General features: G+C 72.5%; 22 protein-coding genes. 4 read left to right on the top strand and 18 right to left on the bottom strand.

Annotation, left to right across the window (positions count from 1 at the left end; all coding sequences use genetic code 11):
- Window positions 1-14 precede the first annotated feature (14 nt).
- Window positions 15-440, top strand: a complete 426-nt coding sequence (locus G3I54_RS00375; protein WP_164609880.1) for a DUF6191 domain-containing protein — start codon at window positions 15-17, stop codon at window positions 438-440.
- Between the two features lie 32 nt (window positions 441-472).
- On the opposite strand, the gene G3I54_RS00380 is transcribed toward G3I54_RS00375, so the two are convergent.
- The 16 genes from G3I54_RS00380 to G3I54_RS00450 form a co-directional block, all read right to left on the bottom strand.
- Complete coding sequence (locus G3I54_RS00380; protein WP_164609883.1) at window positions 473-3,622, bottom strand: helix-turn-helix transcriptional regulator; 3,150 nt, start codon at window positions 3,620-3,622, stop codon at window positions 473-475.
- A 53-nt stretch (window positions 3,623-3,675) separates the two neighbouring features.
- Window positions 3,676-3,852, bottom strand: a complete 177-nt coding sequence (locus G3I54_RS38805) for a hypothetical protein (RefSeq protein ID WP_203685358.1) — start codon at window positions 3,850-3,852, stop codon at window positions 3,676-3,678.
- Window positions 3,853-4,076: 224 nt separating this feature from the next.
- Complete coding sequence (locus tag G3I54_RS00385; RefSeq protein ID WP_164609885.1) at window positions 4,077-4,763, bottom strand: hypothetical protein; 687 nt, start codon at window positions 4,761-4,763, stop codon at window positions 4,077-4,079.
- Window positions 4,764-4,822: 59 nt separating this feature from the next.
- Window positions 4,823-5,380 (bottom strand): GNAT family protein, encoded by a 558-nt coding sequence (locus G3I54_RS00390; protein ID WP_164609887.1) that lies wholly within the window; start codon window positions 5,378-5,380, stop codon window positions 4,823-4,825.
- The gene (locus tag G3I54_RS00395) at window positions 5,358-7,598 is read right to left on the bottom strand and encodes an MMPL family transporter (protein WP_164609889.1); all 2,241 of its coding nucleotides are present in this window, start codon (window positions 7,596-7,598) and stop codon (window positions 5,358-5,360) included. Before G3I54_RS00395 ends, G3I54_RS00390 begins: the two co-directional genes overlap by 23 nt.
- Before the next feature lie 281 nt (window positions 7,599-7,879).
- On the bottom strand, window positions 7,880-9,982 hold the full coding sequence (locus G3I54_RS00400) for a phospholipase C, phosphocholine-specific (RefSeq protein ID WP_164609989.1): 2,103 nt from the start codon (window positions 9,980-9,982) through the stop codon (window positions 7,880-7,882).
- Between the two features lie 124 nt (window positions 9,983-10,106).
- Window positions 10,107-11,366: an SLC13 family permease gene (locus G3I54_RS00405; RefSeq protein WP_164609990.1), complete on the bottom strand. Its 1,260-nt coding sequence runs from the start codon at window positions 11,364-11,366 to the stop codon at window positions 10,107-10,109.
- A 79-nt stretch (window positions 11,367-11,445) separates the two neighbouring features.
- A complete protein-coding gene (gene gatB, locus G3I54_RS00410) occupies window positions 11,446-12,954 on the bottom strand; it encodes an Asp-tRNA(Asn)/Glu-tRNA(Gln) amidotransferase subunit GatB (RefSeq protein WP_164609891.1) in 1,509 nt (502 codons plus the stop codon).
- Between the two features lie 16 nt (window positions 12,955-12,970).
- On the bottom strand, window positions 12,971-13,204 hold the full coding sequence (locus G3I54_RS00415; RefSeq protein ID WP_164609992.1) for a hypothetical protein: 234 nt from the start codon (window positions 13,202-13,204) through the stop codon (window positions 12,971-12,973).
- 5 nt (window positions 13,205-13,209) lie between these two features.
- Window positions 13,210-14,712 (bottom strand): Asp-tRNA(Asn)/Glu-tRNA(Gln) amidotransferase subunit GatA, encoded by a 1,503-nt coding sequence (gatA, locus tag G3I54_RS00420; protein WP_164609893.1) that lies wholly within the window; start codon window positions 14,710-14,712, stop codon window positions 13,210-13,212.
- 5 nt (window positions 14,713-14,717) lie between these two features.
- Window positions 14,718-15,014, bottom strand: coding sequence for an Asp-tRNA(Asn)/Glu-tRNA(Gln) amidotransferase subunit GatC (gene gatC / locus G3I54_RS00425; RefSeq protein WP_003966094.1), 297 nt, complete (start codon window positions 15,012-15,014; stop codon window positions 14,718-14,720).
- A 115-nt stretch (window positions 15,015-15,129) separates the two neighbouring features.
- On the bottom strand, window positions 15,130-17,298 hold the full coding sequence (locus G3I54_RS00430; RefSeq protein WP_164609895.1) for a bifunctional diguanylate cyclase/phosphodiesterase: 2,169 nt from the start codon (window positions 17,296-17,298) through the stop codon (window positions 15,130-15,132).
- A 360-nt stretch (window positions 17,299-17,658) separates the two neighbouring features.
- A complete protein-coding gene (gene ligA, locus G3I54_RS00435; protein ID WP_164609897.1) occupies window positions 17,659-19,890 on the bottom strand; it encodes an NAD-dependent DNA ligase LigA in 2,232 nt (743 codons plus the stop codon).
- A 32-nt stretch (window positions 19,891-19,922) separates the two neighbouring features.
- Window positions 19,923-20,951: a methionine synthase gene (locus tag G3I54_RS00440; RefSeq protein WP_164609899.1), complete on the bottom strand. Its 1,029-nt coding sequence runs from the start codon at window positions 20,949-20,951 to the stop codon at window positions 19,923-19,925.
- 45 nt (window positions 20,952-20,996) lie between these two features.
- On the bottom strand, window positions 20,997-21,686 hold the full coding sequence (locus tag G3I54_RS00445; protein ID WP_164609901.1) for an SDR family oxidoreductase: 690 nt from the start codon (window positions 21,684-21,686) through the stop codon (window positions 20,997-20,999).
- A gap of 24 nt (window positions 21,687-21,710) precedes the next feature.
- Window positions 21,711-22,250 carry a TIGR00730 family Rossman fold protein gene (locus G3I54_RS00450; RefSeq protein ID WP_164609903.1) on the bottom strand — a complete coding sequence of 180 codons (540 nt, stop codon included), beginning with the start codon at window positions 22,248-22,250 and terminating at the stop codon, window positions 21,711-21,713.
- A gap of 107 nt (window positions 22,251-22,357) precedes the next feature.
- Here G3I54_RS00450 and G3I54_RS00455 point away from each other — a divergent pair, with 107 nt between their 5' ends.
- Together G3I54_RS00455 and G3I54_RS00460 are read left to right on the top strand one after the other, a co-directional pair.
- Window positions 22,358-22,693 carry a DUF427 domain-containing protein gene (locus tag G3I54_RS00455; RefSeq protein WP_164609905.1) on the top strand — a complete coding sequence of 112 codons (336 nt, stop codon included), beginning with the start codon at window positions 22,358-22,360 and terminating at the stop codon, window positions 22,691-22,693.
- Between the two features lie 76 nt (window positions 22,694-22,769).
- A complete protein-coding gene (locus tag G3I54_RS00460; RefSeq protein ID WP_164609907.1) occupies window positions 22,770-23,579 on the top strand; it encodes an alpha/beta fold hydrolase in 810 nt (269 codons plus the stop codon).
- A 44-nt stretch (window positions 23,580-23,623) separates the two neighbouring features.
- Here G3I54_RS00460 and mnmA read toward each other — a convergent pair whose 3' ends face one another.
- A complete protein-coding gene (gene mnmA, locus G3I54_RS00465) occupies window positions 23,624-24,760 on the bottom strand; it encodes a tRNA 2-thiouridine(34) synthase MnmA (protein ID WP_164609909.1) in 1,137 nt (378 codons plus the stop codon).
- A 61-nt stretch (window positions 24,761-24,821) separates the two neighbouring features.
- On the opposite strand from mnmA, the gene G3I54_RS00470 reads away from it, so the two are divergent.
- Window positions 24,822-25,595, top strand: coding sequence for a peptidoglycan recognition family protein (locus G3I54_RS00470; RefSeq protein ID WP_164609911.1), 774 nt, complete (start codon window positions 24,822-24,824; stop codon window positions 25,593-25,595).
- A 23-nt stretch (window positions 25,596-25,618) separates the two neighbouring features.
- Here the strand turns inward: G3I54_RS00470 and G3I54_RS00475 are convergent, their stop codons facing one another.
- Entirely contained in the window at window positions 25,619-26,788 is a 1,170-nt protein-coding gene (locus G3I54_RS00475; RefSeq protein ID WP_164609913.1) for a cysteine desulfurase family protein, read from the bottom strand.
- Between the last annotated feature and the right edge of the window lie 72 nt (window positions 26,789-26,860).

Consider the following 26,860-nt stretch of genomic DNA (forward strand, 5'->3'; position numbering starts at 1 on the left):
AGGGAGCACGGCCGGTGTTCAATTTCTTCGAGGAGCTCTTCGCCCCGGGACGCAAACACGTCTCCGACGAGCAGAAGCGGCTGGAGCTGAGCCGGGTCGATCTCGGCATCGGCGATCCGAACCGTGGGCCGATAGACCTGACCTCCGGGAAGGTGACCGTGCGCGCCCCGGTCCTGGACGGTGCTCCGGCCCCGGACAGCGATACCCCCGCCCCGGACGGCGATCCGGCGCGGGCCGGTGCTCCGGCCCGGGACGATGCTCCGGCCCGGGACGATGCTCCGGCCCGGGACGATGCTCCGGCGCGGCATGATGCGCCCGAGCCCCGGAACGGACGTATGCGGCCGGTCGCGCCCGAGCAGGACGCCGTGCTCGACCGGCCCCGGGCCGGGAAGCCGGTGAGCGGGCCGGAGCGCCGCGCCGAGGAGGAGCCCGAGGGGTAGGGGCGAGGGGGCCCACGGCACCCGGGAGGGTCCTACGCGGCCGGGTAGAGCCGGAGGCGGTGGGCGAGGGCGGCCGCCTCACCCCGGCTGGAGACGCCGAGCTTGGCCAGGATGTTGGAGACGTGCACGCTGGCGGTCTTCGGCGAGATGAACAGCTCCTCGGCGATCCTGCGGTTGGTGTGCCCCGCCGCGACCAGCCGGTGCACGTCCTGCTCGCGCGGGGTCAGCCCGAAGGACGCCACGGCGGCGATGGCCGGATCCTGCTCCTCGGCCGACGGCCGCTCCTGGCCCTCTCCGGGGGGCGCGTCGGCCAGGACGGCCGGGTGGATCCCGCTGTCGTGGCCGGCTGCCGCGCCGGAGCCGTCCAGGGGGATGCGGGCCCGGGCCGCCAGCTGTTCGACCGCCTCGGCGAGCGGGCGGGCGCCGAGCCGGCGGGCGGCCTCCAGGGCGCGGTGCAGCAGGGCCGTGGCGGTGGACCGGTCGCCGGGGGCGATGAGCAGCGACTCCGCCCAGCGGCGGTGGATCTGGGCCAGTTGGTACGGGCGGCACAGCGGGCCGAAGGCCTCGGCGGCGCGGGCCCAGTGGTCGGGGGTGTCGGCGCCCTCCGCGCGGGCCAGCTCCGCCTCGATGAAGACGCCGTAGGCCACCCATACGGGCACGAGCATCGGGAGGTTCTTCAGGCACCGGCGGATCAGGGCCAGCAGCTCCGGCCGGTCCGGTTCGGCGGCGGGCAGTCCGCGGGCGTCCGCCTCGATCATGGCGGCGGTCTGGAGCAGCGGCAGGGCGTAGCGCTGGGTGCCGGGCGGGAAGCCGGGCCGGGCCAGCTCCTCGAACGCGGCCCGGGCCTCGGCGAGCCTGCCCTGTGAGGCGGCCAGCACCATGCCGTGCCGGACGGGGTCGATCAGGTGCTGGTGCTGCGGATCGCGCTGCCCGAAGTGCTTGCGGACCAGGGCGAGCAGCTCCTCCCCCTCGGCGAGGTCCCCGCGGGCTACGGCCAGTTCGGTACGGCGCAGGGCGGCGAGCCCTTTCGACTTGGGGCCCAGCGCCAGGCGGGCGGAGGACGCGGCGGCGGCCTCGCTCTGGGACCAGTGCCCGAGGGAGAACAGGGACTGCGACTGGTTGGCGTACACCCAGGCCCCGGAGTCGGCCAGGCCGTGGCTGTGGCAGATCTCGATGCCGTGGTCGGCGGCGGCGACGGCCTCCAGCGAACGGCCCATCGCTTCGAGCGAGGAGGGCAGGTTGACGCTGACCCGGCCGAGGAGGTTCATCAGGTGCAGCTTCTCGGCGCGGTCCCGGACGACGTACATCTCGGCGAGGCCGTCCTCGACGCCGCCCGCGTCCGCGGTGAGCCAGCCCCGGGTGAGACGGGCGTGCAGCTCGATGTACTCGTCGCCGACGAGCCGGGCGTACTCCACCGCGCGGTCGCTGTCGGCGAGCGCCTGCGGGCCCGGCTGGTGCAGCGCCCGCCAACTGGCCACATTGGTCAGGACGTCGGCCTGCACGGGCGACGGCGGCAGCCCGCGCACCAGCTCCTGCGCGGTGGCCAGCTCCTCCCAGCCGTCGCCCTTGTCGAGCCCCTGCACCAGCCGGCTGCGCTGCACCAGGAACCAGGCCTCGCGCAGCGGGTCGGCCTCGGCGGCCAGCACCCGCAGCGCCTTCTTGGAGATGGCCAGGGCGCGTTTGCGGTCGCCGCCGAAGTGGGCGGCGACGGTGGCCTCGGCCATCACGTCCAGATAGCGCAGCGGCGTGTTCTCCGGGTCGCGGCCGGAGCCCGGGTAGACCTCCGCGTAGTCGAAGGGGCGCAGGGTGGCGCGCACCGCGTCGGGCACATCGTCCCAGAGCTCCATCGCCCGCTCCAGCAGCCTCAGTTGCTCGGAGTAGGCGTAGCGGCGGCGGGCCTCGACGGCGGCCCGGAGGACGGCGGGCAGGGCCTTGGGGGCGTCGTGGGCGGCGTACCAGTAGCTGGCGAGGCGGGTGGCGCGCTCGTCGTCCCGTACGAGGGCGGGGTCGGCCTCCAGGGCTTCGGCGTAGCGGCGGTTGACGCGGGTGCGTTCGCCGGGCAGCAGGTCGTCGCTGACGGCCTCGCGGACCAGCGAGTGCCGGAAGCGGTAGCCGTTGCTGTCGGGCGCGGGTTGCAGCAGGTTGGCGCCGACGGCCGCGCGCAGTGCCTCGTCGAGCTCGTCCTCGCCGAGACCGGCGACGGCGGCGAGCAGTTCGTGTTCGACGAAGGAGCCGCCCTCGGCGACGACCCTGGCGACCCGCTGGGCGTGCTCGGGCAGCGCCTCCACGCGGACGAGCAGGAGGTCGCGGAGCGATTCGGTCAGCCCGGAGCTGTCGCCGCAGCACTCCAGGGAGCGGGCGAGCTCCTCGACGAAGAAGGCGTTGCCGTCGGAGCGGTCGAAGATCTCGTCGACGAGTGCGGCCTCGGGCGTCTCGGCGAGGATCCCGGCGAGCTGGTGGCCGACCTCGTCGTGGCTGAACCGGTCGAGTTCGACGCGGGTGACGGTGCGCAGCCGGTCCAGCTCGGCGAGGAGCGGGCGCAGCGGGTGGCGGCGGTGGATGTCGTCGGCGCGGTAGGTGCCGACGACCATGAGGCGGCCGGTGCTCAGGGTGCGGAAGAGATAGGCGAGCAGGTGCCGGGTGGAGGCGTCCGCCCAGTGCAGGTCCTCCAGGACGAGGACGACCGCCCGGTCGGCGGAGATCCGCTCCAGCAGCCGGGCGGTGAGTTCGAAGAGGCGGGCGGTGCTGTGCTCGTCGGTCGCGTCCCGGTGGGCCTCGCCCAGCTCGGGCAGGAGGCGGGCCAGCTCGCCCTCCTGGCCGGCGACGGCGGCGGCCATCTCCTCGGGCAGGGCCCGGCGCAGGGCGCGCAGGGCGGTCGGGAAGGGGGCGAACGGCAGCCCGTCGGCCCCGATCTCGACGCAGGACCCGACGGCCACCACGGCGTCGCGCCGCTCGGCCGCCGTGACGAACTGCTCGACCAGCCGGGTCTTACCGACGCCCGCCTCGCCGCCGATCAGCAGCGCCTGGGGGTCGCCGGACGCGGCCCGCCCGAGCGCCTCGGTGAGCGAAGCGAGCTCCTCGGCGCGCCCGACGAACACGGGGCTGACTGACCTGGTCTCCACGCCGCCGAGCATCGCATACGCGTACGAGGCGGAGGGATCTTTTTCGCCGACAGTGATCATGCTCCGGGCACGGTCCGGTCCCGGCTCGGTGGTCGTCCCGGGCCGGGACACCGTCAGGCGACCGGGGCGAAGCGGGTGCGGTCGGCCTCCATCACCTTCCCTTCGGGATCACCGCGTCCGGTACGGCGGGCGGCCCGGCGGGCGCGGCGGGCCCGGCCGATCTCGCGCTCGGCGTCGGCCCGGCGGATCAGCTCGGCGGAGGTGTGGCGGTAGAGCTCGTACTCGTACACGGTGTGCCCCTGACTCCTGGTCGTGGCAGCGGACCGGAGGGGTGCCCGGCCGGTCGGCCGGGGCCCTGTGTCCGCTGTGTGTCCACTGTCGTCGGCCAGGAGGGGGCGTCGCATCGGGCGAGTTCCGCATCTTCGCGGCGGTGGGGGCCTTAGGCGGGCCCACCCCGTGTCCGAGGGGTGGGCGGGGGCCTTAGACGTGTGCCGTACGGGGCCTCGGCCCGGGGTCAGCCGGCGGCCGGGGCGCCCGCGGTGGGCAGCGCGGCGAAGAGGTCGAAGTACATGCCCACGGAGATCAGGACACCGAGCGCGCCGAGGGCGACACCGGCCAGGGCGACCGCGCGGACCCAGGTGGGCTGCGGCTTCTGGGAGGGAACGCCGAAGGCGGGGCGGACCAGGACGAAGACGCCGACGAGCAGGGCCAGGACGGCGAAGACGCCGTTGACCAGGGCGGTGGTGTGCCAGGCGTCGCCGTAGATCTCGGAGATCTGCTGGGACGCGCTGCCGCCGCCGGACGTCTTGATCTGGCCGATGAGCGTCTCGCGTTCGGCGGCTACCCGGCCGGTCCACGCGCCGGTCAGGGCGACGACGCCCAGGGCGGCGGAGACGACGGCGGCCGCGCCCGCGCCGACGCCGTGCCGGGCCTCGGTGAAGGGGTCGGGCTCCAGGTCCTCGTCGTCGGCGTGGTCGTCCTGGTCGGTCCGGTCGGCGATGTCGTCGGAGGCCGTCGCGGGGTCGGCCTCGTCGGAGGGCGTACCGGTGGCGTCCTTCGCGAGCGGGTCCTTCGCCGTGGCGTCCTGCCCGGTCGCGTCCGGTCCGGTCGCGTCCTCCGTAACGGCGTCGGCGGGGTCGGTCGTCCCGGCGGGCGGGGTGGTCGTGGACGGGGTCGTCGTCTTGGAGGGGGTGGTGTTCATGCGCCGCACGCTAGGGGGCCCGGATGAGAGCCCCCTTAACGCCGGGCGTGCGCCGGGCCTCAGCGCGCCGCGCGGGCCTTCCACTCCGGGGCGAGGACGGACCAGATCTCCGAGTCGTGGCGCTCTCCCCGGTAGAAGTAGCTCTGCCGGAGCACCCCGTCCCGGGTCATCCCGAGCCGCTTCGCCACCGCGATCGACCGGGTGTTCCCGGGAGAGGCGTCCCACTCCACGCGGTGCATGCCGCGTTCGTACACCGCCCAGTCGATCAGGCGCTCGGCGGCGCGGGTGATCAGCCCGCGGCCCTGGGCGGCGGGCTCCAACCAGACGCCGACCTCGCAGTTGCCCCGTTCGGCGTCGAAGGACGGGAAGAGGACGCCGCCGACGAGGGTGCCCGCCAGCCAGATCCCGTACAGCCGTCCGGTGTCCGCCGCCTGCTTGTCCGCGTACTTCTGGAGCAGGGCGCGCGCCGAGTCCAGGTCGGTGGCGTAGGAGGCGAACGGGATCCACGGGTCGAGCAGCTCCCGGGCCCGGTCCATGTGGGCCAGGAACTCCACGGCCTGCCAGGGCTCCAGCGGGCGCAGCTCCGCCGTGTCGTCACCCAGCGATATGGCGAACATCGTGCTCCTCCTCGGCATGCGCGGCGCCCTCCTGCGTGGCGCGCGCCTCCGGGATCTTCGCATGGAGCGGTACGCAGTCGGGCGGCTCGATGCTGATCCTGGGCAGCCGCCGCTCCAGCCAGCCCGGCAGCCACCAGTTCGCCCCGCCGAGCATGTGCATCAGGGCGGGCACCAGCAGGGTGCGCAGGACGAAGGCGTCCAGCGCCACGGCGGTGGCGAGCGCGATGCCGAACATGGCGATGACCCGGTCGCCGCTGAGCACGAAGGCGAGGAAGACGGAGATCATGATCACGGCGGCGGAGTTGATGACCCGGCCGGTCTCGGCGAGGCCGACCCGGACGGCCCGCCGGTTGTCGCCGGTCTCCAGCCACTCCTCGTACATCCGCCCGACCAGGAAGACCTGGTAGTCCATGGAGAGGCCGAAGAGGACCGAGACCATGATCACGGGAAGGAAGGGTTCGATGGGCCCGGCGCTGCCGAGGCCGAGCAGTTCGCTGCCCCAGCCCCACTGGAAGACGGCCACGACGACGCCGAAGGAGGAGGCGACGGCGGCCACGTTCATCACGGCGGCCTTGAGCGGGATGCCGATGGACCGGAAGGCCAGGAGCAGCAGCAGGCAGCCGAGTCCGATGACGACGCCGACGAAGAGCGGCAGCTTGTCGACGATGATCTCGGCGAAGTCGTCGTAGCTCGCCGTCACCCCGCCGACATGGGCCTCCAGCGAGGTCTTGTCCTGGACCGGCGGGAGGACGTCGGCGCGGATCCGGTCGACCAGCTCGCTGGTGTCCTGCGACTGCGGTGACGAGTCGGGGACGACGGTGAGGAAGGCGGTGTCGCCGCCCGCGTTGTAGGTGACCGGGCCGACCGAGGCGACGCCCTCGGTGGTGCGCAGCTTCTCGGGCAGCGAGTCCAGCGCCAGCCGGTCGTCCGCGCCGTCGAGCTGGGCGGCGATGGTGAGAGGGCCGTTGACGCCGGGCCCGAAGCCGTCGGCGAGCAGGTCGTAGGCCTGCCGGGTGGTGGCCGTGGCCGGGTTGTTGCCCTGGTCGGAGGTGCCCAGGTGGAGGCCGAGGGCGGGCAGCGCGAGCACCACCATGACGACGGCCGCGATGCCTCCGAGCAGCTTGGGGTGGCGCTCGACGAAGGCGGACCAGCGGGCGGCGAAGCCGGTGGGCAGCTCGGGCCGCGGTCCGTGTTCGGCGAGCTGTCGTCGCTCGCGGCGGCTGAGCGCCCGCATCCCGATGAGCGATAGCAGGGCGGGCAGCAGGGTGACCGAGGCCAGCACGGTGAGGACGACGGTGAGCGAGGCGGCGATGGCGACGCCGTTGAGGAAGCCGAGCCGCAGGATCAGCATGCCGAGCAGGGCGATGCAGACGGTCGCCCCGGCGAAGACGACGGCCCGGCCGGTGGTGGTGACCGCGTTCTGGGCCGCTTCGTCGACCGACATCCCGCGCCGGAGGCCTCTGCGGTGTCTGGTGACGATGAACAGCGCGTAGTCGATGCCCACGCCGAGCCCGATGAGCATGCCGAGCATCGGGGCGAAGTCGGCGACGGTCATCACATGGCCGAGCAGCACGATGCCCGCGTAGGCGGTGCCCACGGAGACCAGGGCGGTGGCGATGGGCAGCAGGCTGGCGGCGAGCGAGCCGAAGGCGAGGAAGAGCACGACGGCCGCGACGACGACGCCGATGCCCTCGGCGAGGTGGACGGAGGGCGCTTCGGTGAGGGCGACGGCGGTGCCGCCCAGCTCGACCTGGAGTCCGTCGGCCTCGGCGGCCTTCGCGGTGTCGACGAGGGCCTGCGCCTGGGCGGCGGGGATCTCGTCGGCGGGCTTGTCGAAGGTGACCGTGGCGTAGGCGGTGTGGCCGTCCTCGCTGATCTGGCCGGGGCCGGCCGCTCCGTAGGGGCCGGTGACCCCGCCGACGCCGGGCAGGTCCTCGATCGCGTGGAGTGTGCGGGTCATGGTCTGTTCGACGTCGGCGGCGCGGACCGTGGAGCCGGTGGTGTGCCAGACGACGGTGTCGGTGTCGCCGCCGAGGTCGGTGAAGCCGCGCGAGAGGAGCTCGGTGGCCCGGCCGGATTCCGTGCCGGGGACCTCGTAGTCGTTGGAGTACGCCGAACCCACGAAGCCCGCGGCTGCGGCGGTTCCGCCGAGGGCGGCGAGCCAGATGAGGACGGCGACGAGGCGGTGCCTGATGCACCAGCGGGCGATGGCAGCCAACGGATGAGCTCCCTGCGGGTTCGTGGACCTTTACCCGCAGATAACGTGATCTGCCCGCAAACGTCTCATGACCTGAGACCGTCACTCTGTCAGCAGAACGTGATCCTTTGTCCGTTTCGTGGCCATGGTCACAGGGCTTGATCTGTTCCTTATACGGGATGGATCAAGCCCTGTGACCGTCGTATCCGAGGCGGACCGTCGACCGGATCGGGACCGGATCGGGACCGGATAGGGGCCGGATAGGGGCCGGATAGGGGCCGGATAGGGTCCGCTTCGACCGGTCAGCCGGAGACGCTGGCGCGGCCGTTCTCGATGTGCCCCATGAGCCGCCGCCGGAAGCCGTCCTCCCCGTCGACGGTGACCGCGAGGTCGTACCAGCCGTGGGCGTCGGCCGCCGAGTGCACGAGCGCCCGGCTGCGGCCCGGCTTGACCGTGACCCGGCGGGTCCAGTCCCGTACGTCGTCCTCGTCGACGTAGCCGAGCGGCCGCACCAGGAAGGTGAGGGTCCGGCGGCCGGTGTTACGCAGAGTGAGGTGGAGATCGCGGTCGCGGTGGTCGATGCGGCTGGCGACCTCCGCTCCCCCGTCGGCCGGTCCGGCGAACTCACGCCGGAAGCCGTTCGGCCCGGTGACCGTGAAGCGGTACGCCTCGCCCGTCAGCGGCACGGTCCAGTGCGCGCTGCCCCGGACGTCCTTGTGCTGCGGGGCCGGGAACTCGCCCGCGTACGGGTACAGCGCGAAGTGCGCCGAGGACCGGCCGGTGTTGTCGAGGTCCACCCGCAGCGTGTCGCCCGACCGCCGTGCCCGGGCGTCCGGCTGGTAGGGCAGCGGGCGCGCCGGGCGTGCGCCGGGCTCCTGCTCGGGCAGGTGCTGGACGGCCGGCGGCTTCGGCTGCCAGCGTCCGCTGAGCGGCGGGATCGCGCCGGGCTGCTCCACGGCGGGCTGCCGCCGGGCCCGGGTGAAGTCGAAGGCGGAGGTGAGGTCGCCGGTGACGCGACGCCGCCAGTCGCTGATGTTGGGCTCCTTCACCCCGGTCCAGCGCTCCAGGAAGCGGATCACCGAGGTGTGGTCGAAGACCTCGGAGCAGACGTACCCGCCGACGGTCCACGGCGAGACGACCAGCAGCGGCACTCGGATCCCGAGGCCGGTCGGCCGGCCCTCCCACTGCTCGTCGGTCACCTCGGGCGGTGCGACGGGCGGCGGGACGTGGTCGAAGAAGCCGTCGTTCTCGTCGTAGTTGATCAGGACGGCGGTGTGCCGCCAGACGTCCGGGTGCTTGCCGAGCGCGTCGAGGATCTTGTAGACGACGGTGGCGCTGTGCACCGGCGAGGAGACGCTCGGGTGCTCGGAGTCGATCGCCGACGGCACCAGGTAGGAGACCGCCGGGAGCTTCCCGGCCGCCACGTCCCTGGCGAACTCGTCCGCCAGCGTTCCGGTCGGAAGCCGGCGCAGCCCGCGCTCGAACAGGCTGCGCTCCTGCTTCGTGAGGGTGGCGACGCCCTCCTCCAGCAGCCCGAGGAGCCGGGTGCGCTCGGCCTCGGACGCGCCGCGGACCTTGGCGTAGAAGGCCTCCATGTACGTATGGCCGCCGGTCTTGGCCAGTGCCTTGCGGGCGATCGCCTTGAAGGTGGCGTAGAACTCGATCTGGTTGTCGGTGAAGTTCTCCCACTCGGTGTACGTGCGCCAGCTGCGCCCGGCCTGCTCCAGCCGCTCGGGGTAGGTGGACCAGTCGTAGCCGGGGTGGGTGCCCTCGTTGTACGCGTCGTTGCCGACGGCCCGCTTCCCGTTCGGCTCGAAGCCGGTCTTCCCGCTCCACAGGTGGTTGCGGTTGGGGCTGGTGGAGGTGTGGATCGAGGAGTGGTAGGCGTCGCAGACGGTGAAGGTGTCGGCCAGCTCGTAGTGGAGGGGGATGTCGCGGCGGTCGTAGTACGCCATCGTGGCCGCGGTCTTCGCGCTGATCCAGCCGTTCATCCAGCCGCCGCCCCAGGCCTTCGCGCCGCCGTTCCAGGAGTGGTCGAGGGCGCCGATGTACTGGAGGTCCTTCTTCTGCTCCTCGGCCGCGCCGCGCACCGGGAAGGGCAGCACGGCGGAGCCGGCCGCGCCGGGCTGCTCGAACACCGTGGAGCCGGTGGGCAGCTCGATGGCGTTGCGGTCGCCGAAGCCGCGGACCCCGCGCAGGGTGCCGAAGTAGTGATCGAAGGAACGGTTCTCCTGCATCAGGATCACCACGTGCTTGATCGACCCGAGCCCGCCGGACCCCGCGTGGGCGGGCTGCGCGGCGATGGCGGCCTGGAGCGACGGCGGCAGGAACGATCCGGCCGCAGCGGCGCCAAGTGCGCCGCCGCCCAGCGCGAAGAGCCGTCGCCGAGACATGTCCGTGGTCAAAAGAGCCTCCTGGTTCCGGGTGGTCACAGCCGGGAAGCTAGTCAGCCCAGGTGGCGGCGGGAAGGACTGCGTACGGACCGGTGGTGAACGTCCAAGAGGTCGGACGAGAAGTCCAACCCGCGGCCTATACCCCGATGAGGTGCAGCGATCCCCACAGCGCGAGCGTCGAGGCGAGCAGCGTCGCCGGTACGGTCGCCAGCCCCAGCCGGGTGAAGTGGCCCAGTTCCGGGGCGTCCCCGTGGGCGTGCAGGATGCGCCGCCACAGGAGCGTGGCCAGCGAACCGACGTAGGTGAGGTTCGGCCCGATGTTCACCCCGATCAGGGCCGCGAGCAGCGGCCCCGGCCCGGCCGCCGCGACGATCGGCAGCAGGGCGAGGATCGCGGGCAGGTTGTTGATCAGGTTGGCCAGCAGCGCGGCGACCACGGCCACGCCGAGCAGCGCGGGCAGGGTGTCGCCGTCGGGCAGGAGGGCGGCGATGCCGTCGCCGAGGCCGTTGTCGACGACCGCCTTGACGACGACGCCGAGCGCGAGGACGAAGAGGCAGAACAGCGGGTTGGCCGAGCGGACGACGGCGACCGGAGTGGTCTCCCGCTTGACGAGGGCGCGTACGGCCAGCACGGCCGCTCCCGCCAGCGCCGCCCACAGCGGCTCGGCCCCCTCGAACGAGGTCACGACGAACCCGGCCAGGGTCAGCGCCAGCACGACGAGCGTGAAGACGGGTACGGGGGTGCGCTCCGCCTCGGGATCCGGCGCGTGCGCCCCGGCGGCCAGGTCGGCGGCGAACGCGCGGCGGAACACGGCGTACTCGACGGCGATGGCGGCGAGCCAGGGCAGCGCCATCAGCGCGGCGAACCGGGTGAAGGAGAGACCGCTCGCGGTGAACGCCAGCAGATTGGTGAGGTTGGAGACGGGGAGCAGGAGCGAGGCGGAGTTGGCGAGGTGCGCGCAGGCGTAGACGTACGGGCGGGGCCGCGCGCCGACCCGGGCGGCGGTGGCGAGGACGACCGGGGTGAGCAGGACGACGGTGGCGTCCAGGCTGAGGACGGCGGTGATCAGCGAGGCGACGACGAAGACGCCGCCGAGCAGGGGGCGGGTCTGCCCCCGGCAGGCGCGGGCCACCAGATCACCGGCGGCCCGGAAGAGCCCTTCGTCGGCGCAGAGCTGGGCCAGCACCAGGATCGCGGCGAGGAAGCCGACGACCGGCAGCAGCTCGCCGACCTGCTCCCGGGCCTCGGGCCAGGAGACCGCACCGACCACCACGACCAGCGCGGCGGCGGGCACGGCGACGGTCGCCTCCGGCAGGCCCCGGGGGCGTACGACGGCGAAGGCGAGGACGCCCAGCAGCAGGGCGAAGGAGACGAGCTCGGCGGTGACGGTGTTCAGCGGGTTCTCTCCGGACGGGTGGAGGGGCGGTGCCCCCGTGTCACGGGTGCACCGCCCCTCCGGGTGGTGATCGGGTGGATCAGCCCTCGACGCCGAGCTTCTCCAGGATCAGCTCACGCACACGCGCCGCGTCGGCCTGGCCGCGGGTGGCCTTCATGACCGCGCCGACGAGCGCGCCCGCCGCCGCGACCTTGCCGCCGCGGATCTTGTCCGCGATGGCCGCGTTGCCCGCGATGGCCTCGTCCACGGCCGTGGACAGCGCGCCCTCGTCCGAGACGACCTTCAGGCCGCGCTTCTCGACGACGGTGTCCGGGTCGCCCTCGCCCGCGAGGACGCCCTCGATGACCTGGCGGGCCAGCTTGTCGTTGAGGTCGCCCTTGGCGACGAGCGCGGCCACCCGGGCGACCTGCGCCGGGGTGATCGGCAGCTCGTCCAGGCCGCGGCCGGTCTCGTTGGCGTTACGGGCCAGCTCGCCCATCCACCACTTGCGGGCCTGGTCGGAGGGTGCGCCCGCCTCGATCGTGGCGACGATCAGGTCGACCGCGCCCGCGTTGAGGATGGACTGCATGTCGTGCTCGGAGACGCCCCACTCCTCCTTGAGCCGCGCCCGGCGCAGCCGGGGCAGCTCGGGGAGGCCCTTGCGGAGCTCCTCGACCCACTCGCGGGCCGGCGCCACGGGCACCAGGTCCGGCTCGGGGAAGTAGCGGTAGTCCTCGGCGTTGTCCTTGATGCGGCCGGCCGTGGTGGAGCCGTCCTCCTCGTGGAAGTGCCGGGTCTCCTGCACGATCGTGCCGCCCGAGGACAGCACGGCGGCGTGCCGCTGGATCTCGAAACGCGCGGCCCGCTCGACGGAACGCAGCGAGTTCACGTTCTTCGTCTCGGAGCGGGTACCGAAGGTCTCGGTGCCGTTGGGGCGCAGCGACAGGTTCACGTCGCAGCGCATCTGACCCATCTCCATGCGCGCCTCGGAGACGCCGAGCGCCTTGATCAGCTCGCGGAGCTCGGCGACGTACGCCTTGGCGACCTCGGGCGCACGGGCGCCGGCGCCCTCGATCGGCTTGGTGACGATCTCGATGAGCGGGATGCCGGCCCGGTTGTAGTCGAGCAGGGAGTGGGACGCGCCGTGGATACGGCCGGTGGCGCCGCCGACGTGCGTCGACTTGCCGGTGTCCTCCTCCATGTGGGCGCGCTCGATCTGCACCCGGAAGATCTCGCCGTCCTCCAGCTGGACGTCCAGATAGCCGTTGAAGGCGATCGGCTCGTCGTACTGGGAGGTCTGGAAGTTCTTCGGCATGTCCGGATAGAAGTAGTTCTTCCGGGCGAAACGGCACCAGTCGGCGATCTCGCAGTTGAGCGCGAGACCGATCTTGATGGCCGACTCCACGCCGATCTCGTTGACGACCGGCAGCGCGCCGGGCAGCCCGAGACAGACCGGGCAGGTCTGGGAGTTGGCGTCCTGCTTCAGCTCCGTGGAGCAGCCGCAGAACATCTTGGTCTTGGTGCCGAGCTCGACATGGACTTCGAGGCCCATGACGGGGTCGTAGGACGCGAGCGCGTCCTCGTACGACACCAGGTCAGTGACAGTCACGGTGAAACTTTCCCTCTCAGCCCAGCAGAACGTCGTCGTCGCCGAGACGCTTCAGTTCGCGATAGAGGATCGCGAGTCCGGTGACGATGGCGGCCGCGGAGACGGCCGCGTCGACGAGGCGCAGCATGTCGTTGTCGTTGCGGGCGAGCTTCGCCTGCTTGACGACACTGATCGCGCCGAACGCGGTACTGCCGATCGCGATGTACGCGCCCGTCTTGGACTTCTTGAAGTTCTTGGCCTTCTTTGCCATGGCACTCACAGCGACGGAGCCTCCTCAAGCAGCGGGTGCCCCCACCTTTCCACGAACGCGGCCTCGACGGCCGCTCCGACCTTGTAGAGCCGGTCGTCCTTCATGGCGGGGGCGATGATCTGCAGTCCGACCGGCAGACCGTCCTCCGGGGCCAGGCCGCAGGGCAGCGACATGGCGGAGTTGCCGGCCAGGTTGGTGGGGATGGTGCACAGGTCCGCGAGGTACATCGCCATCGGGTCGTCGGCGCGCTCGCCGATCGGGAAGGCGGTGGTCGGGGTCGTCGGCGAGACGATCACGTCGACCTGCTCGAAGGCCTTCGCGAAGTCCTGGGTGATGAGGGTGCGGACCTTCTGGGCGGAGCCGTAGTACGCGTCGTAGTAGCCGGAGCTGAGCGCGTACGTACCCAGGATGATGCGGCGCTTGACCTCGTCGCCGAAGCCGGCCTCGCGGGTGAGCGCGGTGACCTCCTCGGCCGACTTCGTGCCGTCGTCGCCGACCCGCAGGCCGTAGCGCATGGCGTCGAAGCGGGCCAGGTTGGAGGAGCACTCGGACGGGGCGATCAGGTAGTACGCGGAGAGCGCCAGGTCGAAGGACGGGCAGTCCAGCTCGACGACGTCCGCGCCCAGCGACTTCAGCAGCTCGACCGACTCGTCGAAGCGCTGGAGGACACCGGCCTGGTAGCCCTCGCCGCGGAACTGCTTGACGACGCCGACGCGCATGCCCTGGACGGAGCCGTTGCGCGCGGCCTCGACGACCGGCGGGACCGGGGCGTCGATGGACGTCGAGTCCAGCGGGTCGTGCCCGGCGATGGCCTCGTGCAGCAGCGCCGCGTCCAGGACCGTACGGGCACAGGGCCCGCCCTGGTCGAGGGAGGACGAGAAGGCGACCATGCCGTAGCGGGAGACGCCGCCGTAGGTGGGCTTGACGCCGACGGTGCCGGTGACGGCGGCGGGCTGGCGGATCGAGCCGCCGGTGTCCGTGCCGATGGCGAGCGGGGCCTCGTAGGAGGCGAGGGCGGCGGAGGAGCCGCCGCCGGAGCCGCCGGGGATGCGGGTGAGGTCCCAGGGGTTGCCGGTGGGGCCGTAGGCGCTGTTCTCGGTGGAGGACCCCATGGCGAACTCGTCCATGTTGGTCTTGCCGAGGATGACGACGTCGGCGTCGCGCAGCTTCCGCGTGAGCGTGGCGTCGTACGGCGGGACCCAGCCCTCAAGGATCTTGGAACCGACGGTGGTCGGCATGTCCTTGGTGGTGAAGATGTCCTTCAGCGCGAGCGGGACGCCGGCCAGCGGGCCGAGCTTCTCGCCCGCCTCACGCTTGGCGTCCACGGCACGGGCCTGGGCGAGCGCGCCCTCGCGGTCGATGTGCAGGAAGGCGTGGACCTTCTCGTCGACCGCGTCGATCCGGGCCAGGTGGGCCTCGGTGACCTCGACGGCGGTCAGCTCGCCGGAGGCGATCTTCCCGGCGATCTCGGCCGCGGTGAGCTTGATGATGGTGCTGATGTCCGTCATGGCGATTAGTCCTCCCCCAGGATCTGCGGCACCTTGAAACGCTGCTGCTCCTGGGCCGGGGCGCCGGAGAGCGCCTGCGCGGGGGTGAGCGACGGACGGACCTCGTCCGCGCGCATGACGTTGGTCAGCGGCAGCGGGTGGGAGGTCGGCGGTACGTCTTGGTCGGCGACCTCGGAGACGCGGGCGACCGCGCCGATGATGTCGTCGAGCTGACCGGCGAAGTGATCGAGCTCTTCGCCCTTCAGCTCCAGACGCGCCAGCCGGGCGAGGTGGGCGACCTCCTCGCGCGTGATGCCAGGCATGCAGCGATCCTCAGGGGTTGGTGTGTGGTTTTGGCCCAATCCTATGGGGTCGTGCAGGGCCGGGTACCCCACCCCGATCGGGCTACCCCTTTCCGGGCGACGCCCCCTGCGGTCCTCAGGGGCTCTCGGTCTCCGCCGTGCCGTTCACCGCGCCGTTCAGCGACCCGTTCATCGAGCCGGTCGCCGAGGCGGTCGCCGACCCCGCGGCGGCCGCCGCCTGGGCCTTCAGCTCGGCGGGCCTGCGCCAGCCGTGCTCGCCGCGCGCCCGCAGCCAGGCCGTCGTCTCCTGGGGCGGCATCGCGGCCGCCACCAGCCAGCCCTGCACCGCGTCGCACCTGAGGTCCCGCAACCGCTCCCATGTCTCGTCGTCCTCGACGCCCTCGGCGACGACGACCAGGCCGAGCGAGTGGGCCAGGTCGATGGTGCAGCGGACGATCTCCGCGTCCTCGTGGTCGACGGCGAGCCGGGCCACGAAGGACCGGTCGATCTTCAGCTCGCTGACCGGCAGTCTGCGCAGGTGGACGAGGGAGGAGTAGCCGGTGCCGAAGTCGTCCAGGGACATCTTCACGCCGTGCGCGGTGAGCCCGGCCAGGGTGTCGGCGGCGCGCTGCGGGTCCTCCAGCAGCACATGCTCGGTGATCTCCAGTTGGAGCGCTCCCGCGGGCACGCCGTGGCGGGCGAGGCGGGCCGCGACGCCTCCCGCGAAGCCGGGGGTGTGGACGTCGCGCGGGGAGACGTTGACCGCGACCGGAACGAACAGGCCCTGCGCCCGCCAGCGGGCCACCTGGGCGAGCGCCGTCTCCAGGACGTACTCCGTGAGGTGCGGCATCAGGCCGGAGGACTCGGCGATGGCGATGAACTCGTCCGGGGGGACCCGGCCGCGCTCCGGGTGCACCCAGCGCACCAGCGCCTCCAGACCGGCGACCTGCCCGTCGAACCGGACCTTGGGCTGGTAGTGCAGCTCGACCTCGCCCGCGTCCAGCGCCCGGCGCAGGTCGCCGAGGAGCCCGAGCCGGTCGGGGGTGTTGCTGTCGCGCTTGGACTCGTAGACCTCCACGCCCGTGCGGTCCCGCTTGGCCTGGTACATCGCGACGTCCGCCCGGCGCAGCAGGCCCTCGGCGTCCAGGGCGTGGTCGGGGTAGACCGCGACCCCGGCGCTGGCCTCCAAGACGAGGGTCAGCCCGTCCAGGTCGAGCGGCGAGGACAGCTCGGCGACGAGATGGCGGGCGACCTGCTGGGCGCTGGTGGTGGAGTCGGTGTGCGGCAGCAGGACGGCGAACTCGTCGCCGCCGAGCCTGGCCGCCTCCGCACCGCGCGGCAGGGCGAGCCGCAGGCGTTCCGCTATCTGCAACAGCAGCCGGTCGCCGGCCAGGTGGCCCAGGGTGTCGTTGACCGCGCGGAAGCGGTCCAGGTCGATGAGGACCAGCGCGGAGCGGGTGCCGACGGACTCCGCGTCCTCCAGCGCCGACCAGGTGCGCTCCAGCAGCCACTGGCGGTTGGGCAGCCCGGTCAGCGGGTCGCGCAGCTGCTCCTCGGCGCGGGCCCGGGCGATCCAGAGCGTGGAGTCCAGGGCGATCAGGGGCACCGCGAAGAGCGGCAGCAGGACGGGCATGGACATTGCGACGGCGCAGATCAGCGGGGCGAGCCCGAGGAGCGCGACAGCGACGAGCCCCTGCCGCAGCATCGCGGTCCGGGCGATGGTGGGCAGCCCGCCGTTGTGCGGGGCCTGCGCGTACCACAGCAGGACCCGGGTGACGAGCAGATACGTGGACGCCGTCAGGAGCAGTTCCGGAACGGCCGCGATGCCCCAGTCGAGTGGCTGCCAGGGCTCCTCGACGGTGGGCACCTCGCCGAAGGCGGCCAGCACCAGGGCGGCCGCGCCGATGCCCAGCATGTCGACCCCGCCGTGCAGCAGCCCCTGCCACCAGCGGTGTCTGCGGGCAGTCCCGACGAGCACCACGACGGCGAGGCTGACCAGCACGGCCGGCAGCCAGCCGTACAGCAGCAGCACGGCGAGGGTGAGGGCGGCCCCGGAGCCCGTGCCGCCCCACCAGCGGTCGCGGCCGAGCGCCACCAGATGGCCGACGATGATCCCGGTGAGCACGGCGAGGGACCAGCCCACCGCTCCGTCCGGGAAGAGCGCGTGGCCCTGCTGGACGGTCCGGTAGGACCCGACCGCCAGCAGTAACGCGGCGATCCCTACGACGGCGGCGCCCACGGGGGGCGTGAGGCCGACGAAACCTTGCAGCCGCGACACCGGTGCGGCGCTCTCGGTCGGTTTCATTCCGTCCCTCTCACAGCCGGCGGTGCCGATGTCCCTCGGTGGCGCCCGCTCCTGTGACGTCACGGCCCGGTCGAGCAGCCGTGCACGGCGGGCGCACCTCTCAACAGTAGGCCGCGAAAGGCTTCCAGGGGCAGCGCTCTACAGCTCTTGCCCGAATGCGAGCCGACCACCCGTCACCATCTGCTAATGGCCCGAACGGGTGGTGCGCCAGGGCCATTCGGGGCACGCCCGACCCTTCTTCACCCCTCTGCCCCGTTTCCTTCCCCGCTCGGGCCGCGCCACGCCGGGGCAGCGTCTCGAAGGCGTCTCGATCCGGAGAACAACGGGCGAAGTGCGGCCCGGCGGTCGGTTACTCCCGGTCTACTCCCCGCTGTCCGCCGGGGCCGTTTCGGGCGCGGATTCCGGTACGGGAAGGGCTGCCTCCCGGGCGCGTTCGGGTCCGTATTCGAGCAGGATCGCGAATCCGTCCTCGTCGAGCACGGGCACCTTCAGCTGCATCGCCTTGTCGTACTTGGAGCCGGGGTTGTCGCCGACGACGACGAAGGCGGTCTTCTTCGACACCGATCCGGCGACCTTCGCGCCGAGGGCCTGGAGCGCCTCCTTGGCGCCGTCGCGGGTGTGGCCCGCGAGGGTGCCGGTGACGACGACGGTGTGTCCTTCGAGGGGGCGGGGGCCCTCCTCCTCGTCGGAGCCCTCGTCCGCCATCCGCACCCCGGCCTCGCGCCACTTGCGCAGGATCTCGCGGTGCCAGTCCTCGGCGAACCACTGCTTGACGGAGGCGGCGATGGTCGGCCCGACGCCGTCGGCGGCGGCCAGCTCCTCCTCGCTCGCCTCGTCGATCCGGTCGACGGAGCGGAACTGACGGGCCAGCTCCTGGGCGGCGACCGGTCCCACGTGCCGGATGGAGAGCCCGGTGAGAATCCGGGCGAGGGGGGCCTCCTTGGCGGCGGCGATGCCCTCCAGCATGGCGACGGCGTTCTTCTTGGGCTCGCCCTGCTGGTTGGCGAAGACCGTCGCGATCTTCTCCTCGCCGGTCTTCGGGTCGCGCTTGGGCAGCCCGCTGTCCTGGTCCAGGACGTACGCCCGGATCGGCAGCAGCTGCTCGATGGTGAGCGAGAACAGATCGCTCTCGTCCTTGAGGACCGGCTCGGCGGGCTCCAGCGGCCGGGTCAGCGCGGCGGCGGCCACATAGCCGAAGTGGTCGATGTCCAGGCACTTACGCCCGGCGAGATAGAAGACCCGCTCGCGCAACTGGGCCGGGCAGGTGCGGGCGTTGGGACAGCGGAGGTCGATGTCGCCCTCCTTCATGGGGCGCAGCTCCGTCCCGCACTCGGGGCAGTGGGCCGGCATCTCGAAGGCCTTCTCGGTGCCGTCGCGCAGATCGACGACGGGGCCGAGGATCTCCGGGATGACCTCGCCCGCCTTGCGGATGACGACGGTGTCGCCGATGAGGACGCCCTTGGCCTTGACCACGTTCTGGTTGTGCAGGGTGGCGAACTCGACCTCGGAACCGGCCACTTCGACCGGCTCGACCTGGGCGTACGGGGTGACGCGGCCGGTGCGGCCGACGCCGACGCGGATGTTGACCAGCTTGGTGTTGACCTCTTCGGGGGCGTACTTCCAGGCGATGGCCCAGCGCGGGGCGCGCGAGGTGGAGCCCAGCCGTCCCTGGAGCGGGATCTCGTCGAGCTTGACGACGACGCCGTCGATCTCGTGCTCCACGGAGTGCCGGTGGTCGCCGTAGTACGCGATGAACTCCCGTACGCCTTCCAGGGAATCGACGACCTTGTTGTGCCGGGCGGTGGGCAGGCCCCAGGAGTGCAGGAGGTCGTATGCCTGGGAGAGGCGGTCGATGCTCAGGCCCTCGTGGGCGCCGATGCCGTGCACCACCATGTGCAGCGGGCGGGTGGCGGTGACCTTCGGGTCCTTCTGGCGCAGCGAACCGGCGGCCGCGTTACGGGGGTTGGCGAAGGGCTTGTCGTCGGCGGCGACCAGCCGGGCGTTCAGCTCCTCGAAGTCCTCCATGGGGAAGAAGACCTCGCCGCGGATCTCGACGAGCGCCGGGATGTCCTCGCCCTTCAGGCGGTGCGGGATCTCGGCGATCGTACGGACGTTGGGGGTGATGTCCTCGCCGGTGCGGCCGTCGCCGCGGGTCGCCGCCCGGGTGAGGCGGCCGTGCTCGTAGGTGAGGTTGACGGCGAGGCCGTCGACCTTCAGCTCGCACAGGAAGTGGTGATCGGGGGTGCCGACGTCCTTGGCGACGCGCTCGGCCCAGGCGGCCAGCTCCTCGTCGTCGAAGGCGTTGTCCAGCGAGAGCATGCGTTCGCGGTGCTCGACGGAGGTGAACTCCGTGCGGTAGGGCCCGGCGACCTTCTGGGTCGGGGAGTCGGGGGTGCGGAGCGGGGGGTACTCCTCCTCCAGCGCCTCCAGCGAACGCATCAGCCGGTCGAACTCGGCGTCGCTGACGACCGGCTGGTCCTTCACGTAATACCGGAAGCGGTGCTCCTCGATCTGCTCGGCCAGCAGCGCGTGGGTCTCCCGCACGCCCGCCGGGACCGAACTCTCCTGCTCCACCCGCTCTTCGCCCGCCATCGTCCCGTCCTCCTGTGTACCCGTCGTCCCCGTCACTCAGGGTTGTCCGCGAGCGACCTCGCCGCCCGGGCGCTGTGGGCGAGCGCGTGACGGGCGTACGCGGGCGACGCACCCGCGAGACCGCACGACGGGGTGATCGCGACGGACTCGGCGAGAGTCCCCGGATTCAGCCCCAGCCTGCTCCACAGCGTCCTGACTCCCATGACGCTACCGCCCGGGTCCGACAATCCGTCCGAGGCGGCGTCGGTGGAGGGCACCACGCCGAGGAAGAGCTGGGTGCCGCCCTCGACGGCTTCCCCGATCGTCTCCTCCTCACGCTCGGTGAGCAAGGAGAAGTCGAAGGAGATTCCGTCGGCCCCGGCCCGGCGCAGCAGCGCGAACGGCACTTCGGGGGCGCAGGAGTGGACGAGCGTCGTGCCGTCCTCGCCCGCCGCCGCGAGGACGTCGCGCAGGGTCCCCTCGACGATCTGGCGGTCGACGGCGCGGTAGGTGCGGTAGCCGCTGGCGGAGCGGACGCGGCCCAGCAGGACGGCGGTCAGGGAGGGTTCGTCGAGCTGGAGGACGATCTGCGCCCCGGGCATCCGGCGGCGGACCTCCGCGAGGTGGGCGCGGAGTCCTTCGGCCAGGGATCCGGCCAGGTCGCGGCAGGCGCCGGGGTCGGCCAGCATGGCTTCGCCGCCGCGCAGTTCCAGGGCGGCGGCGAGCGTCCAGGGCCCGACGGCCTGGACCTTGAGCAGGCCCTCGTACCCCTGGGTGAACTCCTCCAGGGCGTCCAGGTCCTCGCCCAGCCAGGAGCGGGCGCGGCGGGTGTCGCGGCCGGGCCGGTCGCTGATACGCCAGCCGCTCGGCTCGACGTGCCCGTACATCTCGACGAGCATGCCGATGGTCCGGCCGATCATGTCGGCGCCCGGCCCGCGCGCGGGCAGTTCCGCCAGGTACGGCATGCCCTGGCCGTCGGCGAAGGAGCCGGTTACGGTCTTCGCCGCCTCCCTCGCGTCTCCTCCGGGCATCGACCCGATGCCGGTCGCCGGACACCCGCTGAACTTGCTCTTCTCGCTCACGCGGGAAGCCTACGGTCACCGGCGGGGCGTCTGCTCCTCAGGGCGTCAGCGGCCGGGGCGGACCGTGAGGTCGTTCACCTCGGCATCGCGCGGCAGGTCGAGGGCCATCAGGATCGTCGTCGCCACCGACTCGGGGTCGATCCAGCGCTCCGCGTCGTACTCCTTGCCCTCCTGCTGATGGACCTTGGCCTGCATCGGGCTGGCGGTGCGGCCGGGGTAGACGGTGGTGACGCGCACGCCGTTGGCGTGCTCCTCGTGGCGCAGCGAGTCGGCGAGCGCCTTGAGGCCGTGCTTGCTCGCGGCGTACGCGCTCCACCCGGCGTGGGCGTTGAGCCCGGCGCCGGAGTTCACGAACAGGACGTGGCCCTGGGCGGCGCGGAGCTGCGGGATGAGGAGGCGGGTGATCTCGGCGGGGGCGATCAGGTTGGCGTTGAGCTGGAAGTGCCAGGCCTTGGGGGTGAGCTCGCCGACCTCGCCGAGCTCGACGACGCCGGCGATGTGCAGCAGGGTGTCGATCCGCTCGGGCATGGCCTGCTGGCCGAACGCCCAGGACAGCCGGTCCGGGTTGCCAAGGTCGCCGACGAGGGTGCGCGCGCCCGGATAGCGGTCGGCGAACTCCTTGGCGCGGCCGGCGTCCCGGGCGAGCAGGACGAGGCCGTCGCCGCGCTCCAGGAGACGGCGGGCGACAGCGGCCCCGATGCCGGATCCGGCGCCGGTGATGAGGTGGGTAGACATGGGGCGATCCTAGATCCGGGTCCTCTACCGGTGACCGGCGGACTCCTCCAGGTAGGCCAGCGCGCCGACGCCGTCCTTGGCGAAGAAGACCAGGTCCGTCAGGGGCAGCGGCAGGAAGCCCTCGTCCTCCATGCGCTGGAACTGCTGGCGCAGCCCGTCGTAGAAGCCCGCCGTGTTCAGCAGGACGACCGGCTTGGTGTGCTTGCCGTGCTTCTTCAGCTCCAGGATCTCGGTGGCCTCGTCCAGCGTCCCGGTCCCGCCGACCATGATCACGATGGCGTCGGACTTCTCCAGGAGGAGGGCCTTGCGTTCGGCGAGGTCGCGGGCGATCACCATCTCGTCCGCGTTCTCCCGGGCCTTCGCGGCGAGGAAGTCGACCGATACGCCCACGAGCCGCCCGCCCGTCGCCTGCACACCGTCCGCGACGACCTTCATCAGCCCGCTCTCCGATCCGCCCCACACCAGAGTGTGCCCGCCTCTGCCGAGCAGTTCGGCGAACTCCCGGGCGGGCACGGTGTAGCGGTCGTCGAGGTCGGCGGCGGAGAGGAAGACGCAGATGTTCATGGAGCCACCGTACGACCCGCCTCGGACACTCCCCCGTTCCGGGGACGGATCGGCGTACGGGATCGGCGTACGGGAAGAAGACGGCCCCGTACGCCGCTGAAAGAAGCATGACTGCCACCCGAGGACACCGCATCACCGTCGAGCAGGGCACCGAGCACGTCCGGGCGGTGCACGAGGGCCAGGTGCTGGCCGAGAGCCGCCGCCCGCTCGCGCTCCGCGAGACCGGCTGTCCGGTCCGCTACTACCTGCCGCCCGAGGACGTCCGTACCGAACTGCTCGCCCCGTCGGACACCACCACCCACTGCCCGTTCAAGGGGGACGCCTCCTACTGGTCGCTGCCCGGGGCCGCCGATCTCGTCTGGGCCTATCCGGACCCGAAGCCCGAAGTCGCCGCGATCAAGGACCACTTCTGCTTCTACGCGACGGAGACGGTGGCCGACTGACCCCGCTCCGGGCGGTCCGCGGAAGTTTTCTCCGCCGGAGCGATGAGTTTCGCGGACCGCCCCGGTCTCCTCTCCCATGGACAGGATTCTCTCCGCCGACGGCACGCCGATCGCCTACCGCCGCCAGGGCGAGGGGCCGCCGCTGGTGCTGGTCGGCGGGGCGCTGAGCACCGCCGCGGCCGAGGCGCCGCTGGCCGCCCTGCTCGCGCCGCGCTTCACGGTGCTCACCTACGACCGCCGGGGCCGAGGCGCCAGCGGTGCCGCCGGGCGCTGCACCGTGGCGCGGGAGGTCGAGGATCTGGCCGCCGTCGTCGGCGCGGCCGGGGCGGGTGCGGCGGTCTTCGGGATGTCGTCGGGCGGGGCGCTGGCGCTGGAGGCGGCGGCCGCCGGGCTCCCGGTGGAGCTGCTCGCCGTGTACGAGCCGCCCTACACTCCGGGCGCGTCCGGCCTGCTGTTCAAGGCCCGCTGCACGGCCCGGCTGCACCGGTTGCTGGCGGCCGGTGACCGGGGCGGGGCGGTGGAGCTGTTCCTGTCCATGACGGGCGTCGCGGCGGAGACGGCCGCCCGGATGCGGCGCACGCCGGTGTGGGCGGAGCTGGAGGCGATGGCGCACACCCTGGCGTACGACGACGCGCTGCTGGGCGACGGGGCGATCCCGGCCGAGCGGTTCGCGGCGGTCGCCGCCCGGACGCTGGTGGTCTGCGGCGGCTTCAGCAGCGCCCCGGCCCGCGCGGCGACCCGCACCCTGGCCGAGGCCCTGCCGCGCGGCCGGCACCGAACGCTGACGGGCCAGATGCGCGAGGTGGCGCCCCAAGTGATCGCGCCGGTGCTGACGGACTTCTTCGCCAAGGACGTGGACGTGTACGCGTACCGACAGGCGTCGTGACCCGCCTGCGGGCCCGAGCGTCGTGAGCCGTCAGCGGACCGGGCTCAGCCGCCCGCGGCCACCCGCTCGCGCCGGACCGTCGTCGCGATGGTGGCCGAGCCGACCACGCGCGTGCCGTCGTACAGGACGACCGCCTGACCGGGGGCCACGCCCCGGACCGGCTCGGTGAAGGTGACGTTCAGCTCCGTGCCGTCGACGAGCTCGGCCGTGACCTCGGTCTCGCCGCCGTGGGCGCGCAGCTGGGCGGTGTACGTGCCCGGGCCGGACGGAGGCGTTCCGCACCAGCGGGGCTTGATGGCGGTCAGCGCGGTCACGTCGAGGGCCTCGACCGGGCCGACGGTGACGGTGTTGTTCACCGGGGAGATGTCGAGGACGTAGCGCGGCTTGCCGTCGGGGGCCGGGTGGCCGATCTTCAGGCCCTTGCGCTGGCCGATGGTGAAGCCGAAGGCGCCTTCGTGGGTGCCCAGCTTCGTACCGGACTCGTCGAGGATGTCGCCCTCGGCCGGGCCGCCGAGGCGGTTCGCGAGGAAGCCCTGGGTGTCGCCGTCGGCGATGAAGCAGATGTCGTGGCTGTCGGGCTTCTTGGCGACGGCCAGGCCCCGGCGCTCGGCCTCGGCCCGGATCTCGTCCTTGGTGGTGAGGGTGTCGCCGAGCGGGAACATGGCGTGGGCGAGCTGCTTCTCGTCCAGGACGCCGAGCACATAGCTCTGGTCCTTGGCCATGTCGGAGGCGCGGTGCAGCTCACGGCTGCCGTCCTCGGTGAGCACGACGGTGGCGTAGTGGCCGGTGCACACGGCGTCGAAGCCGAGGGCGAGGGCCTTGTCGAGGAGCGCGGCGAACTTGATCTTCTCGTTGCAGCGCAGGCAGGGGTTGGGTGTGCGCCCGGCCTCGTACTCCGCGACGAAGTCCTCGACGACGTCCTCGCGGAAGCGTTCCGCCAGGTCCCAGACGTAGAACGGGATACCGATGACGTCGGCCGCGCGGCGGGCGTCCCGGGAGTCCTCGATGGTGCAACAGCCGCGCGCCCCGGTCCGGAAGGACTGGGGGTTCGCGGACAGGGCGAGGTGGACACCGGTCACGTCGTGGCCCGCCTCGGCGGCACGGGCCGCGGCGACGGCGGAGTCCACGCCGCCCGACATCGCGGCGAGAACACGCAGGGGGCGCTGGGAAGTCTGAGTCATAGCCTCTCCAGGGTACGGGTCCCCGGGAACCGAACGCTCGCGGATATGCGTTGACGACCACATGGGGAACAACGGGAGCACCCGGGCGTCGGACAAGCCCTCGGGCAAGTCGTCGGGCAGGCCGTCGCGGAAGAAGCCCGCCGACGGCGTCAGCCGGCGCGCGCTGCTGATCGGCGGCGGTGCGGTGGTGGCCGCCGGCACCGCCGCCGTGCTCGCGCGCGACCGGGTGAAGCGGCTGTGGTGGCAGGTGCCCGGCATCGAGAAGCCGCGGAAGCCGGGCGAGCTGGATTACGCGGGGGCGACCTGGGTGGCCGCCTCGGAGGCGAACTGGCGGCGTGCGGACCGGCCCGACGACTTCCCGATCGACCGGGTGATCATCCATGTCACCCAGGGCAGCTTCGACAGCGCGGTGAAGGTGTTCCAGGACCCCGCCCACCAGGCCGCGACGCACTACATCGTGGGGCAGGACGGGCGGGTGGTGCAGATGATCCGTGAGCTGGACGTGGCGTACCAGGCGGGCAACCGCTCCTTCAACGAGCGGGCCGTCGGCATCGAGCACGAGGGGTTCGTGGACCGGCCGAAGAACCTCACCAAGGCGATGTACGAGTCCTCGGCGCGGCTCACCGCGTCGATCTGCGCCCGGCACGACATACCCGTCGACCGGAAGCACATCATCGGGCATGTGGAGGTGCCGGGCACCGACCACACCGATCCGGGTCCGCACTGGGACTGGGACCGGTACATGGAGCTGGTGCGCCGGGCCGCCACCGCGCCACCCTCCCCTTCGCCCACTTCCTCGGCCTCGGCCTCCGCTTCCGCGAAGGCTTCCGGGTGACGGCAGTCTCCGGGTGACGGCCCTCAGCTGAGTCCGGCGGTCCTCGCCCGCTCGACCGCCGGGCCGATCGCCTCGGCGAGCGCCTTGACGTCCTCCTCGGTGGAGGTGTGGCCGAGCGAGAAGCGCAGGGTGCCCCGGGCCAGGTCCGGGTCGGTGCCGGTGGCGAGCAGGACATGGCTGGGCTGGGCGATCCCGGCGGTGCAGGCGGAGCCGGTGGAGCATTCGATGCCCTGGGCGTCCAGCAGCAGGAGGAGGGAGTCGCCCTCGCAGCCCGGGAAGCTGAAGTGGGCGTTGGCCGGGAGGCGTCCGGCCGAGTCCGGGTCGCCGCCGAGCACGGCGTCCGGCACGGCCCGGCGTACGGCGTCCACCAGGTCGTCGCGCAGGGAGCCCACGCGGCGGGCGAACTGCTCGCGCCGCTCGGCCGCCAGCCGCCCGGCGACCGCGAAGGAGGCGACGGCGGGCACGTCCAGGGTGCCGGAGCGCACATGCCGCTCCTGGCCGCCGCCGTGCAGCACGGGTACGGGGGTGTGGTCGCGGCCCAGCAGCAGCGCGCCGATGCCGAACGGGCCGCCGATCTTGTGCCCGCTGACCGTCATCGCGGCCAGTCCGGAGCGGGCGAAGTCGACCTCCAGCTGTCCGAAGGCCTGCACCGCGTCGGCGTGCATGGGAATGGCGAACTCCGCCGCCACTTCTGCCAGTTCGCGGACCGGCATGATGGTGCCGATCTCGTTGTTGGCCCACATGACCGTGATCATCGCGACGTCGTCGGGGTTGCGGAGGATCGCCTCGCGCAGGTCTTCGGGGTGCACCCGGCCGTAGCGGTCGACGGGGAGGTAGTCGACGGTCGCGCCCTCGTGCTCGGCCAGCCAGTCGACGGCGTCCAGGACGGCGTGGTGTTCGACGGGCCCGGCGAGGACCCGGGTGCGGCGGGGGTCGGCGTCGCGGCGGGACCAGTAGAGGCCCTTCACGGCGAGGTTGTCGGCCTCCGTGCCGCCGGAGGTGAGGACGACCTCGCTGGGGCGTGCGCCGAGGGCGTCGGCGAGGGCTTCTCTGGACTCCTCGACGGTACGGCGGGCCCGGCGTCCGGCGGCGTGCAGTGAGGACGCGTTGCCGGTGACGGAGAGCTGGGCGGTCATCGCCCCGATCGCTTCGGGAAGCATCGGGGTGGTCGCGGCGTGGTCGAGGTAGGCCATGGTGGGGCCGATTCTACGAGCCCCGGGTGGGGCGCATGCCGGGCGCGTCACGGCCCGGCACCCGCGCACGCC

This window comes from Streptomyces sp. SID14515 (assembly GCF_010548505.1).
GTDB lineage: Bacteria > Actinomycetota > Actinomycetes > Streptomycetales > Streptomycetaceae > Streptomyces > Streptomyces caviscabies.

Bases quoted from the DNA above. Each gene is read 5' to 3' on its own strand.
- G3I54_RS00380 (WP_164609883.1), bottom strand. From the start codon at position 3,622: ATGATCACTGTCGGCGAAAAAGATCCCTCCGCCTCGTACGCGTATGCG.
- G3I54_RS00385 (WP_164609885.1), bottom strand. From the start codon at position 4,763: ATGAACACCACCCCCTCCAAGACGACGACCCCGTCCACGACCACCCCG.
- G3I54_RS00390 (WP_164609887.1), bottom strand. From the start codon at position 5,380: ATGTTCGCCATATCGCTGGGTGACGACACGGCGGAGCTGCGCCCGCTG.
- G3I54_RS00415 (WP_164609992.1), bottom strand. From the start codon at position 13,204: ATGGCAAAGAAGGCCAAGAACTTCAAGAAGTCCAAGACGGGCGCGTAC.
- gatA (WP_164609893.1), bottom strand. From the start codon at position 14,712: ATGACGGACATCAGCACCATCATCAAGCTCACCGCGGCCGAGATCGCC.
- gatC (WP_003966094.1), bottom strand. From the start codon at position 15,014: ATGCCTGGCATCACGCGCGAGGAGGTCGCCCACCTCGCCCGGCTGGCG.
- G3I54_RS00430 (WP_164609895.1), bottom strand. From the start codon at position 17,298: ATGAAACCGACCGAGAGCGCCGCACCGGTGTCGCGGCTGCAAGGTTTC.
- ligA (WP_164609897.1), bottom strand. From the start codon at position 19,890: ATGGCGGGCGAAGAGCGGGTGGAGCAGGAGAGTTCGGTCCCGGCGGGC.
- G3I54_RS00445 (WP_164609901.1), bottom strand. From the start codon at position 21,686: ATGTCTACCCACCTCATCACCGGCGCCGGATCCGGCATCGGGGCCGCT.
- G3I54_RS00450 (WP_164609903.1), bottom strand. From the start codon at position 22,250: ATGAACATCTGCGTCTTCCTCTCCGCCGCCGACCTCGACGACCGCTAC.
- G3I54_RS00455 (WP_164609905.1), top strand. From the start codon at position 22,358: ATGACTGCCACCCGAGGACACCGCATCACCGTCGAGCAGGGCACCGAG.
- G3I54_RS00460 (WP_164609907.1), top strand. From the start codon at position 22,770: ATGGACAGGATTCTCTCCGCCGACGGCACGCCGATCGCCTACCGCCGC.
- mnmA (WP_164609909.1), bottom strand. From the start codon at position 24,760: ATGACTCAGACTTCCCAGCGCCCCCTGCGTGTTCTCGCCGCGATGTCG.
- G3I54_RS00470 (WP_164609911.1), top strand. From the start codon at position 24,822: ATGGGGAACAACGGGAGCACCCGGGCGTCGGACAAGCCCTCGGGCAAG.
- G3I54_RS00475 (WP_164609913.1), bottom strand. From the start codon at position 26,788: ATGGCCTACCTCGACCACGCCGCGACCACCCCGATGCTTCCCGAAGCG.